This window comes from Cerasicoccus arenae (assembly GCF_014651635.1).
In the GTDB taxonomy this organism is placed as follows: Bacteria; Verrucomicrobiota; Verrucomicrobiia; order Opitutales; family Cerasicoccaceae; genus Cerasicoccus; species Cerasicoccus arenae.
This window is the reverse complement of the sequence record NZ_BMXG01000004.1, coordinates 119,461-133,102: the sequence shown is the minus strand read 5'-3', so window position 1 is coordinate 133,102 and position 13,642 is coordinate 119,461. Positions and strand designations below refer to the sequence as shown.

Annotated in this window: 12 protein-coding genes; 10 read left to right on the top strand and 2 right to left on the bottom strand. The window is 52.8% G+C overall.

Annotated features, from left to right (window positions below):
* Positions 1 to 17: 17 nt before the first annotated feature.
* Genes IE065_RS04480 through IE065_RS04460 form a run of 5 tightly spaced genes read left to right on the top strand, consistent with a single transcriptional unit; the run spans position 18 to position 5,422 of the window.
* Positions 18 to 1,055: a glycosyltransferase family 4 protein gene (locus IE065_RS04480; protein WP_189512255.1), complete on the top strand. Its 1,038-nt coding sequence runs from the start codon at positions 18 to 20 to the stop codon at positions 1,053 to 1,055.
* Entirely contained in the window at positions 1,052 to 2,281 is a 1,230-nt protein-coding gene (locus tag IE065_RS04475) for a glycosyltransferase (protein ID WP_189512253.1), read from the top strand. The genes IE065_RS04480 and IE065_RS04475 overlap by 4 nt, the downstream gene beginning before the upstream one ends.
* The gene (locus tag IE065_RS04470) at positions 2,278 to 3,426 is read left to right on the top strand and encodes a glycosyltransferase family 4 protein (RefSeq protein WP_189512251.1); all 1,149 of its coding nucleotides are present in this window, start codon (positions 2,278 to 2,280) and stop codon (positions 3,424 to 3,426) included. The genes IE065_RS04475 and IE065_RS04470 overlap by 4 nt, the downstream gene beginning before the upstream one ends.
* A complete protein-coding gene (locus IE065_RS04465; RefSeq protein ID WP_189512249.1) occupies positions 3,423 to 4,574 on the top strand; it encodes a glycosyltransferase in 1,152 nt (383 codons plus the stop codon). Before IE065_RS04470 ends, IE065_RS04465 begins: the two co-directional genes overlap by 4 nt.
* A complete protein-coding gene (locus tag IE065_RS04460) occupies positions 4,571 to 5,422 on the top strand; it encodes a glycosyltransferase family 2 protein (RefSeq protein ID WP_189512248.1) in 852 nt (283 codons plus the stop codon). The genes IE065_RS04465 and IE065_RS04460 overlap by 4 nt, the downstream gene beginning before the upstream one ends.
* On the opposite strand, the gene IE065_RS04455 is transcribed toward IE065_RS04460, so the two are convergent.
* Positions 5,419 to 7,128 carry an NADPH-dependent assimilatory sulfite reductase hemoprotein subunit gene (locus tag IE065_RS04455; protein ID WP_189512247.1) on the bottom strand — a complete coding sequence of 570 codons (1,710 nt, stop codon included), beginning with the start codon at positions 7,126 to 7,128 and terminating at the stop codon, positions 5,419 to 5,421. The two genes, IE065_RS04460 and IE065_RS04455, sit on opposite strands and share 4 nt — an antisense overlap.
* Before the next feature lie 89 nt (positions 7,129 to 7,217).
* Positions 7,218 to 8,249: a tRNA (adenosine(37)-N6)-threonylcarbamoyltransferase complex transferase subunit TsaD gene (gene tsaD / locus IE065_RS04450; protein ID WP_189512246.1), complete on the bottom strand. Its 1,032-nt coding sequence runs from the start codon at positions 8,247 to 8,249 to the stop codon at positions 7,218 to 7,220.
* A 57-nt stretch (positions 8,250 to 8,306) separates the two neighbouring features.
* On the opposite strand from tsaD, the gene IE065_RS04445 reads away from it, so the two are divergent.
* From IE065_RS04445 to IE065_RS04425, 5 genes are all read left to right on the top strand, one after another.
* On the top strand, positions 8,307 to 9,290 hold the full coding sequence (locus IE065_RS04445; RefSeq protein ID WP_189512245.1) for an SAM-dependent methyltransferase: 984 nt from the start codon (positions 8,307 to 8,309) through the stop codon (positions 9,288 to 9,290).
* A 268-nt stretch (positions 9,291 to 9,558) separates the two neighbouring features.
* Entirely contained in the window at positions 9,559 to 10,086 is a 528-nt protein-coding gene (locus IE065_RS04440; protein ID WP_189512244.1) for a PulJ/GspJ family protein, read from the top strand.
* Between the two features lie 7 nt (positions 10,087 to 10,093).
* Positions 10,094 to 10,780, top strand: coding sequence for a PulJ/GspJ family protein (locus IE065_RS04435; RefSeq protein ID WP_189512243.1), 687 nt, complete (start codon positions 10,094 to 10,096; stop codon positions 10,778 to 10,780).
* 3 nt (positions 10,781 to 10,783) lie between these two features.
* Complete coding sequence (locus tag IE065_RS04430) at positions 10,784 to 13,018, top strand: hypothetical protein (protein WP_189512241.1); 2,235 nt, start codon at positions 10,784 to 10,786, stop codon at positions 13,016 to 13,018.
* Positions 13,019 to 13,639 (top strand): DUF4148 domain-containing protein, encoded by a 621-nt coding sequence (locus tag IE065_RS04425; RefSeq protein WP_189512239.1) that lies wholly within the window; start codon positions 13,019 to 13,021, stop codon positions 13,637 to 13,639.
* Positions 13,640 to 13,642 lie beyond the last annotated feature (3 nt).

The window sequence follows — 13,642 nt, the reverse complement described above, 5'->3', positions numbered from 1 at the left end:
ATTATGGACATGCATTTGTGAAGAACGTGCTGATACTCAGTCCAACCCAGGGCGCTTATGGAGGCATTGAAGCATTTGTCCTCGAGCTCGGACGCTACCTCTCCGAAGAAAAATCCTTCTCTGTAAAGGTATGTCTAAAACTGGTAAAGTCGGCTAAGATCGATGAACGCCTCGAAGAAATCCTTCGTTCCTCTGGCTTGCCATATTCAGTTGTTCAGCGAGCGTCTCCTGCTTTATTTCATGAAATCGCGACGGCAGATTTAGTCCATGCGCAAAATGCATCGCCAGACATTGCATTGATGACGCGGCTTTCCGGTGGCAAGCTAGTTCAGACAATTCATAATCATTTGCTCGATCGTGGACGTATACGCACAGCCAGCTGGAAATTTGGTGCGAGTTTGGCGCATTATCGCCTCTATAATTCCAAATTTGTTCAGCAATCATGGAGCACCTGTGATGGACCTGACAGTCAGGTCATCCCCACTGTCTCGCAGATGGCCATAGACTTTTCTCCTATCGAAAATCGTCGCGGGTTTGTGTTCGTTTCAAGACTGATTCCAAACAAAGGTGCGGAAACCCTCATTGAGGCATACCAAGCTGCAAACATTGACCACAATGCCTGGCCTCTCCATATTCTGGGCGACGGACCGCTCCGTGATTCATTAGAAGTGCTTGCCCGGAAATCTCCTGGAAAAATAGCAATACATGGCTTTGTTTCGGAGAGAATTAAGCGCGAGCGAATACGCGCCGCACGTTGGTTAGTAGCCCCTCCAAACACCCGAGAGGACATGGGACTAACACCACTCGAAGCCAGGGCAAACGGCATCCCAGTTATCTCGAGTCGTGACGGAGGCTTGCCTGAATCTGCGGGCGACCAAGCTCTCCTCTGCGAACCTGGAAATATCGATAGCCTCTCAACTGAAATCGAGCGAGCAACGCAAATGTCATCTGCCGAATACCTAGAGCGATCTCATGCCACGATGACGTCATTGGAAACACATTTAACGCCGATGTCGTTTTATCCAAAGTTATACCGCACGTTGCTAGAAGCATGAATGTTCTGCTCGCACATCCAACCGGCAATAACTTTGTCCGCGAGGCAGCCATTGGTCTTCAGGACGCGAGCCTACTTAAAGAGCTTCACTTGAGCATTGCTGCATGTGGAAACAATGCCGTCGCCAAAATCTCAAAATTGCCTGGATTCTCAGAACTAGCGCGACGCACGTATCCAGCGGAGCTCGCCCCGGTTTTGCATTTACACCCATGGCGCGAAGCTGTGCGTCTGATCGCCTCACGAATGCATTGGGTAAGCCTGCTGCGACATGAGTTTGGTTGGGCGAGCGTGGATGCATGTTATCAACACTTCGACCGCCAAGTCTCGAATCGATTAAAACAGAATGATAAAATCAGTTGCGTGTATGCTTATGAAGACGGCGCACTGGAGACTTTTCGAGTGGCTCAAAAACGCGACCTGCGGCGGGTTTATGATCTGCCTATTGCACATTGGCAAGCGAGCCGACGGATAATGGAAGAGGAAGCAGAGCGATTGCCCAACTGGCGTCCAACCCTCAGCGGGGTTCAGGATTCGAAAGACAAATACCTGCGCAAAGAAGAAGAGCTTAGCTTGGCAGAATGCATCGTCTGCCCCAGCACATTCGTAGCGGATTCCATCCCAGAGGAAATCCGCAAAGGCAAACAAGTGCGCGTAATTCCATTTGGTTCGCCAACAGGAATCATTCCGCATACGAGCACTAAGTCAGAAAATGATAAGCTTCGCGTGCTCTTCGCCGGATCGATGAGCCAGCGTAAGGGACTAGGCGATTTGATGACGGCAATGTCCTTACTAGATTCTGCACAGTTTGAATTACATGTTATGGGCAGTCCGCTGGCACCGATGGAATTTTATCACCAAGCTTACCCGAATTTCATCCACTATAGCCCCCGCCCGCACGATCAAGTGCTTGCTCTGATGAAGACATGCGACGTGCTAGTCTTGCCATCACTGGTCGAGGGGCGCGCGTTAGTCCAACAGGAAGCTCTGGCCTGTGGCCTACCGATTATCGTGACGGCTAATGCAGGCGCACCTGATCTTGTGGAAGATGGGCAAGCTGGCTTCTTAGTGCCTATCCGCTCCCCTGAATCAATTGCGGACAAATTACTTCTATTGAAACAGCACCCCGAGCGACTCAAAGCAATGAAAACAGCGGCACCCATTAAGGCAGCAACGGTTTCCTGGAAGTCATACCGCCAAGGAATCGTGGACGCAGTTCTATCCTTATGAAAGTTCTGCTGTTAAAGAACTACGCCCCCGACCGGCAATTTAGCATGCTAGCCTATGCACAAATGCTGGAGCGCGCGCTTCCGAAATCAGGCTGTGAAGTTGCAACTGTAACGCCACCAGTTTTCTTTGGTCGTGGCCGAAACACTGCATCGGGCTTGGGAAAATGGATGGGCTATCTCGATAAGTATATTCTTGCATGGGCAAAAACCAGGAAAGCCGTTAAAGAATTCCAACCGGACATCGTGCATATTTGCGATCACAGTAATGCGATGTATCTCCCCCTCTTTTCGAAGTTTCCAAGTGTGCTCTGCTGTCATGATTTGCTAGCGATAAAAGTCTGGCTTGGAGAAATTCCGGGACAGTGTAAATCGCGAACCGGCGGCCTTCAGCAGCAATGGATTTTTAGCGGCATCAAGAAAGCTCCTGCAATTCTCTGTGTCTCCTCAAAAACCCATGATGACTTACGCCGGTTGGCCCCCGACATAAGTGCGGACACTCGCGTAATTCCGATGGGGCTGAACTACCCATTTCAACGCATTGATGAAGCTGAGGCCGATCGACGCATTGTCGAATCCCGGGAAATAAAATCGCTATCTGGAAACGCCATCAGCGGCAATTGGGTGCTTCATGTTGGCAATGACAGTTGGTATAAAAACCGCGCGGGTGCCTTGAATATATTCCGGGCGGCTAGCGAATGCAGCGAACACAACCTCAATATGCTTTTCGTCGGCGAACCGCCATCTGAGGAGATGCTTCGCAACGCACATGGTCTGGAGAATTCCATCGCATTCATCCAGGATGTATCCAACGAATTGCTTGAAGCTTTGTATCGCAAAGCAATCTGCTTGCTATTTCCGTCCCTCGCTGAGGGATATGGATGGCCCCCCATAGAAGCGCAGGCTTGCGGTTGTCCCATCGTCGTCTCCGACATCGAACCATTGCGGTCCAATTGTAAGGATGCACTTTTCATCGACCCCAAGGCTGAAGCCCTTGCGGGTCGGCAACTGGCGGAGCTATTGGCTGATGAACCGCGACTAGAGCAACTTTCTACTGATGGCCTCAAGAATGCAGAACGCTTCACAGCCGAACAAATGATCGCTCATTACTATAAGTTCTATTGCGACATTATCAGCGCAAACCGATGAAAATTCTACGACTCATACATTCCGCTGATCCAGAGGGCGGCGGTGTTCTTGAAGGAGTCCGCGCCACCACTGAGGCTCTCTTGAAGCGTGGCCACGATGTTGTTGTCGTTTCGGTCGATGATGCTAACGCAGCGGCCAGCTTCAAGTTATCCATTCCAATCATCGCAGTCGGGCCGGGTAAAACCAGCTATGGCTATTGCTCAGCGCTTGATGCTTGGTTGGACGAACATTTGCAGGAATATGACTGCGTGATCATTGAGGGCATTTGGCAGTACCATGGTTATTCTCTTTGGAAAGCAAAGCGTCGCCTCGGAAATAGTGCGCCGCCCTATTATGTTTTCACCCATGGTATGCTCGACCCATGGTTCAAAAAAACCTATCCGCTCAAGCACCTTAAAAAATGGCTTTACTGGCCTTGGGCAGAGTATCGAGTCTTGCGTGATGCGGATGCAGTAATCTTTACCGCAGAGGAAGAGCGCAATCTCGCCCGGGAATCATTCTGGCTCTATCGTTGCCATGAAAAAGTCGTCCATTATGGCATCCCCTCCTCGGTCTTCACAGTACAAGATTCCACCGAGACGTGGCGCAAGCAATCACCCGTAAAACCGGGAAAACCTTACTTGCTCTACCTCGGGCGCCTGCACGAAAAGAAAGGCGGCGACCTGCTGATTCGCGCTTACCGAAAGCTCAAGCACGAGGGACATGCATTGCCCGATTTAGTCATGGCTGGCCCTGCACAAGACAACGATTTCACCGCCCACCTTCGAACCGCTGCCGACGGCGATAATGCCATCCATTTCACCGGCATGGTGACAGGCGCAGCCAAGTGGGGCGCACTCACCGAAGCCCTAGCAATGGTGCTCCCATCTCATCAGGAAAACTTCGGCATCGTGGTGGCGGAAGCCCTCGCCGTAGGAACACCCGTGCTCATGACTAACAAGGTCAACATCTGGCGCGAGGTACAAAGCAATCACGCTGGACTTGTCGAAAATGACGACCTTGCCGGCATTGAAAAATTGCTAAAGAGCTTCATCGCACTCACCGAGCAAGACCGCGCCCAAATGCGGATTGCCGCACGACAATGCTATGACCGATGCTTCTCGCTCGATCAGACCATCAATGAACTCTTGGAGGTCCTCGCCAAATGAGCGGCCTGTTAGATCTCACTATCGTTTTACCCGTGCGCAATGAGGCTGAAAACCTCGGTGCCGCCTTACAGTCGATTGGTTCTGATCTCGCACAAGCGATTGTTGTCGTCGATTCCAATAGCGAGGACGACACCGTTAAGATTGCCCAAGAGCACGGCGCACACGTCATCAATTTTCAATGGAATGGCCAGTTCCCCAAAAAGCGCAATTGGTTCCTGCGCGAACATAAACCGAAAACCAAATGGGTTCTTTTTCTGGATGCCGACGAATGGTTGACGGAAGAATTTAAAACCGAACTCCGCGCCGCACTCGCTGATACCCCGCATGTTGGCTTCTGGTTGAACTACAGCATTTATTTTTTAGGACAACCGCTGAAAGGCGGCTATCCCCTCCGCAAGCTCGCGCTCTTTCGCGTGGGAAGCGGTGAGTATGAGCGCATTGATGAAGCGCAATGGAGCGCCCTGGACATGGAAATCCATGAACACCCCGTACTCGATGGCTCAACCGGCGTCATCCACGCGAAGATCGACCATCGCGACATGCGTGGCCCAGAACACTGGGCGCGTAAGCACACAGAGTATGCCTCGTGGGAGGCCAAGCGCTACATGGCCTTGGCAAATGATCCCGCGGCCAAGCACCAATGGAGCCACCCGCAAAAGATCAAATACCGTCTGATGGGAACGCCATTGCTAGCGCCGATATTTTTCCTCGGTTGTCTGTTCGCCATGGGCGGTTGGCGCGACGGAAAACGTGGCGTAATGTGGGCACGGCTCAAAGCTGGATACTTCGCGCAAGTTTACACGCGTATTCAGCAAGAGCGGCAAAAACTCGCCAAGGCTGAGAATTAATTCTCGGCCCAGAAATCCGTCTTGGCCACATTGACAGCTTTCACGTATCCCGCGCGGATCGTGAAGTCTCCGAAGTGTTCGCCTTCGTTGCGCTCTTTCGCGTAACGCACCAGAATCTCCCGCAATTCGGCAATGATCTGCTCCTGAGTCGCGCTATCACGGTAGAGCTTGTTTAAGCGATTACCCGTGAAGCTTGCGCCCAAGTAGAGATTGTATTTGCCAGGGCTGCGACCCACCAGACCGATTTCGGCCAGGAATGGACGCGCGCAGCCATTGGGGCAACCAGTCATGCGGATGACGATCTCGTCGTCACGCAAACCCGCTTCATCAAGAATCGATTCAATGTCGGTGATGAGATCCGGCAGGTAGCGCTCACTTTCAGACAGCGCCAGACCACATGTCGGTAAAGCAACGCAGGCCATCGAGTTCAAGCGGAGTCCGCTGGTGTTCAAGCGGTCCATCAAGCCGTGCTCATTCAGAATGGCTTCGACCGACGACTTTGCCGCATCCGACACCGCACCGATGATCAGGTTCTGATTCGCAGTCAGGCGAAAATCGCCGGTGTGGATTTTTGCCACCTCACGGAGGGCGGTCTTCATCGAATATTCGGCGGTGTCCAAGACACGACCGTTTTGGATAAAGAGCGTCAGGTGCCACTTTTCGTCCACTCCTTTGACCCAGCCGTAGCGGTCGCCGGTGCTTTCAAACGTATAATCCCGCAGCTTCTGAATCTTCACGCCGGAACGCTTCTCCACCTCCGCGCGGAAGGTATCGAGACCCATGTCTTCAACGGTATATTTTAGGCGGGCGTGCTTGCGATCGGCGCGGTCGCCATTATCGCGCTGAGTGGTGACAACTGCTTCGGCAATCTTGATCGCGTCCTCGGGTAGAATGAAGCCTAAATGGTCGGCCGCACGTGGATACGTAGCGGAGTTATTGTGGGTCATCCCCATACCGCCGCCAACAGTGACATTGTAGCCAATAATTTTACCGTCTTCGATGATCGCAATGTAGCCAAGGTCGTGCGCGAAGATGTCCACGTCATTGCTTGGCGGAACGGCGATCACGATCTTGAATTTACGCGGCAGGTAAGTCTTACCGTAAATGGGCTCTACATCCTCTTCGCTCGAAGCCATTTTATCGCCGTCGAGCCAGATTTCGTGGTAGGCGCGGGTAGCGGGCGTCAGGTGGTTACTGATGTCTTCCGCGAGCTTCTGCACTTGAGCATGGACTGCCGACTGGTGTGGGTTCGGGTTGCACATCACGTTACGATTCACGTCGCCGCAGGCCGCAATGGTGTCCAGACAAGCTTCGTTGATCTCCTTGATCGTCTGCTTGAGGTTGCTCTTGATGATGCCGTGAAACTGGAAGGCCTGGCGCGTGGTGAGCTTGATCGTGCCATTGGCATAGGTATCCGCGAGGCGATCCATCTCAAGCCACTGCTGACTGGTGCAAACACCGCCGGGCACGCGAACACGGGCCATGAAGCTATATGCTTTGTCGAGCTTCTGCTTCCGACGCTCATTACGCACGTCGCGATCATCCTGCTGGTAGATCCCGTGAAACTTCGTCAGCTGGGTATCATCATCAGACAACGCGCCAGTAATGACATCGGCCAATCCTTCCAGGATCGTGCCGCGCAGAAATGCGCTGTTTTCCTTAATCGTTTCGTTTTTCGAAAGCTTCGGTGCAATGGTTTCGGCCATGGTGTAAATTAGGTCTGATTTTTGTATTCTGACAATAAATTAAGTATCTTGGGTCAAATAGTCAAGTAAAGGATCGTCTTTTGCTGCTTTTAAGCTAAGGTCACAGCGGGGTTAAAGCTCATGGTTGCCAACGACTGCTCCGTCGCTTCGGGATCAAGCCACGCCGCAAAAGCGATCATCGCCGCGTTGTCCCCCGTATGACGACGTTCTGCCATAAACAAGGGGAGCCCTTTTCGACGGCTCAGCGCCGCAAACTCCTCTCGTAGTAAGGTGTTGTTGGCAACTCCACCCGACAACCCAAGGCTAGCTGCCCCCCCCCCCTCCAGCACATGGCGGGTCTTATTGACAAGCTGCCGGACCACTGCCGCCTGATAATCCGCGCAAATATTCGGGAGTTGTTCGGCAAGCACCGCATCGCCCATGGCTTCCAGTTGATAGCGCAGACTGGTCTTGAGTCCGGAAAAACTAAAACGAAAATCGCTGCGATCCGGGATGCCGGTTGGAAAATTAAACTGACCTGTTTCACCATTGGCGGCGGCATTTTCAATCTGTACCCCCCCCGGGTAAGGCATGCCCAGCAGTTTGGCTCCCTTGTCAATTGCCTCACCAGCAGCGTCGTCCACGGTCTGAGCAAGCAGGGAAATCCTCCGATCGCGATCGATCAGAAAGAGCACGGTATTGCCGCCAGAGACGAGCAGCCCGACATGAGGCAGCAGCGCCTGGAAGCGTGCCTCGAAATCCTCGGGGGCTTCAGCATGCAGAGCGATAAATGGTGAAAAGGCATGACCACGCAGATGGTTAACCCCGATCAACGGCGCACCAAGGGCGAGGGCAAGCGACTTCGCCGCGGCAATACCGACCGCTAGACAGCCCGCCAATCCGGGGCCAACCGTCACCGCGATGCGATCCACGGGCTCCAATGCCACTTCCTGCCGGGCACGCTGCAACAAAGGGCCAAAGTTCGACACGTGCTCGCGGCTGGCCAAATCGGGCACAACCCCCCCGTATTCGCCGTGGAGCGCAATTTGGGAGTGTACCCACTCGCCCAGCAAGCCCTCTCGGCTGTCAAAGAGCGCCAACGCTGACTCGTCACAGGAACTTTCAAACGCAATGTATCTCATGAAAATTATCCGCGCAGATGCTTGCGCGAACCGCTATCAGGCACAATCTTTTCCGCCGTGGCAACCCGTGAAACAATCCCCTCACCTCTCTTTATGGCCCTACGCGCAGCTGCGGATTCAGAAGACTGCGTCAGCTATGCCGATTTCTCTCGCATCGCACTTTATCACGAGACCGAGGGCTATTATCGCCGCAGCCGGCCGCGTGTTGGCAAAGGCACAGCGACCGATTTCTACACCTCGGTCTCAGTTGGCAGTGTTTTTGGCCGACTAATCAGCGAAGCGGCACGGCAGTTAATTACATCTTCAGACCCAGCGGACTATACGTTGACTGAGATCGGTGCTGAGCCCGAAGGTGGTATGTTCAATGGCGTAGCGACTGGCTTTGGGACTGTAAAAACGTTTCCGCTCGGGTCCGATTTCGTCCCGGACGATTGCACCGTAATTGCGGCAAACGAAGTCCTCGACGCCCAGCCTTTTCATCGATTGGAGTTTCACGAGGGGAGCTGGCGCGAATGGGGAGTCCTCGTTACGGACGATGAACTGACGGAAGTTCCGTTGTCCGCGCTGAGCCAGCCGGTGCAAAATCAATTGGCCGCAGAATTGCCCCACAGAATGCCCGAGGGCTATCGGCTCGATATTTCGCTGGAGGCTGAGTCCCTCCTCCGAAGCTGGTGCGCGGGGAACTGGGGGGGGGGCGTCATCCTAATTGACTACGGTAAGCCTTGGCTTGAATTGCTGACCGCGACCCCGCAAGGCTCTGCCCGGGCGTATTATCGGCATCAGCAAGAGTCAGACTTACTCGCGCGGCCTGGTCAGCAGGACCTGACGACTCATGTTTGCTGGGATCGGCTGGAGGGCGTTTTACGCGATGCTGGTTTTAAGGTGCAACCGCTCGAACGGCAGGAGGCGTTTTTAGTTAAACGCGCATGGGCGGAAATCGAGCGAGTCAACACTGATCAGGCCAACCGCCAACAATTGCAATCTCTGCTCCATCCTGGAGGATTCGGAGCCAAATTCCAAGTCCTCAGCGCGACGCGCTAACGGACCGACACTCCGCGCCAAGGGGGGGGGGGGGGGAAGGAAATGCGGACAGATCTGAGCAAAAAATCAGCAATCTCTCAATATCGTCACGTCCCTGTAAGGCAGTTCCTTGATCAACCTCAGGAACCATCGACCTCGCAATGGGGCAAAGAACCCGGAAAAAACGAATTTCTCGTATATTGTCTGAGAAAAAAGAGTAAACCAACTCCGCTAGAATAGTTGTCAATTGACCACATCGAGTCAACATCTATTATGTTGGCAATTTACGATGAAAACCAAGTTGCAACCTGCCTCGCAATCGCTTCCGCGACATCAGTCACTAGGATTGACTCTAACCGAAGTGATGATTGCGATGACCATTTTTGTTATTTTGGCTGGTGGCATCATTTCGGGCGTATTTACGGTTCGAGCGGACGCGGAGAATAACCTCTACGAGTCCTCTGCCCTCAACGTCGCCATCAGCTTTCTCGAACAGGCCAAGAGCATCGACTACCTGACGCTCGAAGCGCCGCCCGTTAATGGCACAGGCAAGGAATATCACACGTTCATCATCGGCTTTGGGGAGACACTGGCCGTGCCACTGGGCGATGACGTGGTCATCAACGTGCCGATTATCTCAAACGCCGAAGGCGAATCAAAGAAAGAGCTGGACGTCACAGTCAACATCACCGTAACCGAAGCCACCGATTTGCAAGGCTACTGGATGGAGGTCGGTTATTCTTGGAGACACCCCACGAGCAACCGCATCTATGCGGGTGAGGTGCGTGGCTTCCGCAGCGAAATTTCAACTTACTAAAAGGCGTATGAACTTGCAACATCACACTCGTTTACGGCAATCAGCGAGCGGATTTACGCTGACCGAAATGCTGATCGCGCTGACCCTCGTATCACTGCTTTCCGTTGGCATGATGGCCTTTATGGTCGACGTCGCACGTGGCGTATTTTGGGGCACGGAAAAGGCTGAGATCTCAGAAGACGTCCGTACTTTCACCATGCGTCTGGCCGCTGAAGCACGCTCATCGAATGCCGCAATTATCTATAAAAGCTTTGCAACTGATGACCGCGATGCGGGTGCTGACCGGCGCGACGATAATCAGAGCGGAGACTGCCTCGTGCTCGTGAACACAGAGCCCTACCCTAACAGCGATGACAGCGAACACTACACCAGCGCAGTCATCTACTTTCGCAAAGCCAATGAAGATAACGATGGTATTGGGCCTGTATACCGCCTCGAGTGGAATGCCACAAGCGCCAGCGATTTTCTAGATACCGCGAATTACACACTGGAAGACATGCTAACTAAAATCGCTGACGATGATAGCGGCGATTATCCAGTAGTCATTGAGCTTTCCAGGGGCGTCTCTAACGGTCGCCTCTTCACCAATTACAAACAGGGCAAGGTCACCGTTGTAAACGGAGAAATCCTCCACGGAAACAACGTTAAGGAAGTGACCAACACCTACAATTTATCCATTTCACCAAGAGGATAAGCCATGAAAAATCATCATCGTCACGGCAACAGCATCATGCTGGTGCTGATCATCGCGACTGCCTTAGGCGCGGTCGTTTTTGCCGCCTTACGTCTGGTGCGTCATGAGTCCTCGCTCAATAAGCGAGCGAATCTATACCACGAAGCGCGGTTGGCGTCGGAGACCTTGCTTCAGGCGAGTTTCGCCGACTTGCAGAACCGTTTCGATAGCAGCGTTGCATTTCCCAAAGATGAATTGTCGCCAGATAAAAATCCGCTTGGCGTGCCTTCGGAGTTTATCACCCGCTACATTGGATCCGGCGCTAAAGCCAACACCAATTTGGTCAGCCCAAGCGTAACGAAGTACACCAGCATGGATCAGTTTGAGAGTGAGCCCGTGGAAATCATTGGTGGCCCCGTGCCTCCTGGCGACTGGCGATTCATCGATCCGAACGTTCCTGGTAATGAGAACGACCCGCTTGCTGGCACCATGACTTTTGTCCGTGGTATCGAAATTCTGGCCAAGGCGACCGTCACCCGCAAAGGCTGGGCCGAGAACACCACCGCCTATACACGTCAGCTGCTAGAAGTGCGTGACGCGCCTCTTTTTGCCCATGCTATCTTTTATAATTTGCCGATGGAGATTGCGCCCGGGCCCTCGATGAACATCTACGGCAATGTCCACGCCAACGGTGATATGTTTATCCAAGCCGGTAGCGATCTCACGTTCCATGAAAAAGTGACGACCTCCGGCGACATTTTCCACGGGCGACGTTCAGAGTCCGGTCAGTCGACCAGCAACGGCTCAGTCAAATTCACCAATCGTGATGGCGACTTGATTTCAATGAAAGAGGATAACACTTGGGAACAGGACGCCAGAGAACTACACAGCGGTGACTGGCTCGAAAGCACGGCCAACAACTGGGAATCTATCGCCAGCCAACTCTTTGATGGCAACTTGCTGAACAAATCACACGGCATTTCCCAACAAAATCCCGTGGGCGTTATGGAATACGTGGAAGACACCGATGATTCCACCAGTGCGCAGGAGTCGCTCAATTACGCCTATCAACTCATCCAACCCACTCTGACAAAAACCGAGCTGACGATCCCGGACCCGTCCGTTAGCCAAGCCGCCTATGAAGCCGCCGTGGATCGCAACGAAGTTGAAAAACAGAAGTTCGCTTACAAGGCAGGCTTAACGGTCTCCGTAAACTCTGCTGGAAATGTAAGCATGCATTACTTTGAGCGTGATTCCGATGGGAGCATTAAGTATGACGAAACCGGTAAACCAAACAAGATCAACATCCATCCAAAATCGTCGTTTATCACGGTAGAAAACTTCGCCAGCACCGGAAGTGGCAGCAATGAAACCGTGACCTCCGGCATGCATGACAAACGCGAAGGCGCGGACCTCAACATGGTTAATGTCGATGTAGGTGCTCTTAAAACCATTTTGGATAAAAATGACGTTAATGACTGGAGTTCCGGCGGCGCACCCAGCGATTGGTGGAACGGCGTTGTCTACGTCGAATTCCCCGAGCAAAACGCCACGTCCAATCGCCCAGATAATGTGAATCCCGCCATCGAAGGATGGGGAGTTAAAATCACCAACGCCAAAGAAATCCCGAACCCAACCTTTGCGCAGAGTAACGGCATTTACGGTACCAGTTTCGCCACCAATCAGGCGATGTATATTGACGGTCATTACAATGCTGATGGTGACCCCAATACGGGTTCTCCAACCGAACCGGATTCCTCTAGTAATTTTGCGTCCTCTGGTGCGGAAGCACCCTCTGCTCTGGTCGCCGACGCCATCACCTTCCTCAGCACGAACTGGGACGACGCCAACAGCACGAAAAGCAAAGACAGCAACCGCGTCGCCTCCAACTTCACAGAAGTCTCTGCGGCCATTCTCGCAGGCATCGTACCATCCGGCGAAACAGGCTCCAATTCCTACAGTGGCGGCGTAGAAAACTTTCCCCGATTTCTGGAAAAATGGAGTGGCAAAACACTGCGCATTCGCGGCTCCATCGTTGCGCTTTTTGAAAGTGAAGTGTCCAAAGAGCGCTGGGGTAAAGGCGATGTTTACGATGCGCCTAACCGTAACTGGGGTTTCCACGAAAAGCTTGGCGAAGGTTACTACCCCCCCGGAACGCCCAGCACTCGCACCTATCGTGGCCGAGACTATCGCGATCTGAATGAAGAGGAATACAAGGCCGCAGTGGCCGAAATCAAAGCCAACTTGACCAGTTCCTAAATGAAAAAACAGCTGATTCTATCGGGCGTATTGAGCGCCGTCCTCACCTTGCCTGCATTGGCCTTTACCCAGCCAAATTCGGCCTATCCCCTTAAGGCGGAAGTCGTCACCGAATTGCTGGAAACCATGCAAATGCCGCGCATCCGGCTAGAGGGTAAGCATAATATCCAGCTGGATTACATCGATTTCTTTGATTTAGCAAAGCCGAATAAGGAATCGTTTCTAATCACGCAAAATCTACTTCCCGACAACAAGATGTCGCTGTCGGTGTATCCTAATTCTGCAATATCGGGCGGCATAAGCCAACAAACCGTATCCAAATACTTGCGCACACGCAGCGAGGACGCCGCCCGTAAACAGGAATACTTCGAGATCATCACCATGCCGGAATCCGATGCAGGCCCTACAAAAATCCGTTTCCTGGGAGCTAAGCCGATCACGGTCGAATACGCCATCAAGCGCATCATTGATGGCGAGCCCAAGCGCATCATCGTGCAAGACAGCTGGGCAGAGCTGGAGGGTGAAACTTATCTACTACGCATTGAGGCACCCGAAGACCGATTCAAGCAGTTCTTTGCCCAATGCAAAGGCATTGCCAACAGCATGTATTTTGTTGATTAAAGA

Excerpts from the sequence above, each read along its gene's own strand:
- tsaD (WP_189512246.1), bottom strand. The coding sequence starts at position 8,249 with ATGAGATACATTGCGTTTGAAAGTTCCTGTGACGAGTCAGCGTTGGCG.
- IE065_RS04435 (WP_189512243.1), top strand. The coding sequence starts at position 10,094 with ATGAACTTGCAACATCACACTCGTTTACGGCAATCAGCGAGCGGATTT.
- IE065_RS04430 (WP_189512241.1), top strand. The coding sequence starts at position 10,784 with ATGAAAAATCATCATCGTCACGGCAACAGCATCATGCTGGTGCTGATC.
- IE065_RS04475 (WP_189512253.1), top strand. The coding sequence starts at position 1,052 with ATGAATGTTCTGCTCGCACATCCAACCGGCAATAACTTTGTCCGCGAG.
- IE065_RS04455 (WP_189512247.1), bottom strand. The coding sequence starts at position 7,128 with ATGGCCGAAACCATTGCACCGAAGCTTTCGAAAAACGAAACGATTAAG.
- IE065_RS04465 (WP_189512249.1), top strand. The coding sequence starts at position 3,423 with ATGAAAATTCTACGACTCATACATTCCGCTGATCCAGAGGGCGGCGGT.
- IE065_RS04440 (WP_189512244.1), top strand. The coding sequence starts at position 9,559 with ATGAAAACCAAGTTGCAACCTGCCTCGCAATCGCTTCCGCGACATCAG.
- IE065_RS04425 (WP_189512239.1), top strand. The coding sequence starts at position 13,019 with ATGAAAAAACAGCTGATTCTATCGGGCGTATTGAGCGCCGTCCTCACC.
- IE065_RS04460 (WP_189512248.1), top strand. The coding sequence starts at position 4,571 with ATGAGCGGCCTGTTAGATCTCACTATCGTTTTACCCGTGCGCAATGAG.
- IE065_RS04470 (WP_189512251.1), top strand. The coding sequence starts at position 2,278 with ATGAAAGTTCTGCTGTTAAAGAACTACGCCCCCGACCGGCAATTTAGC.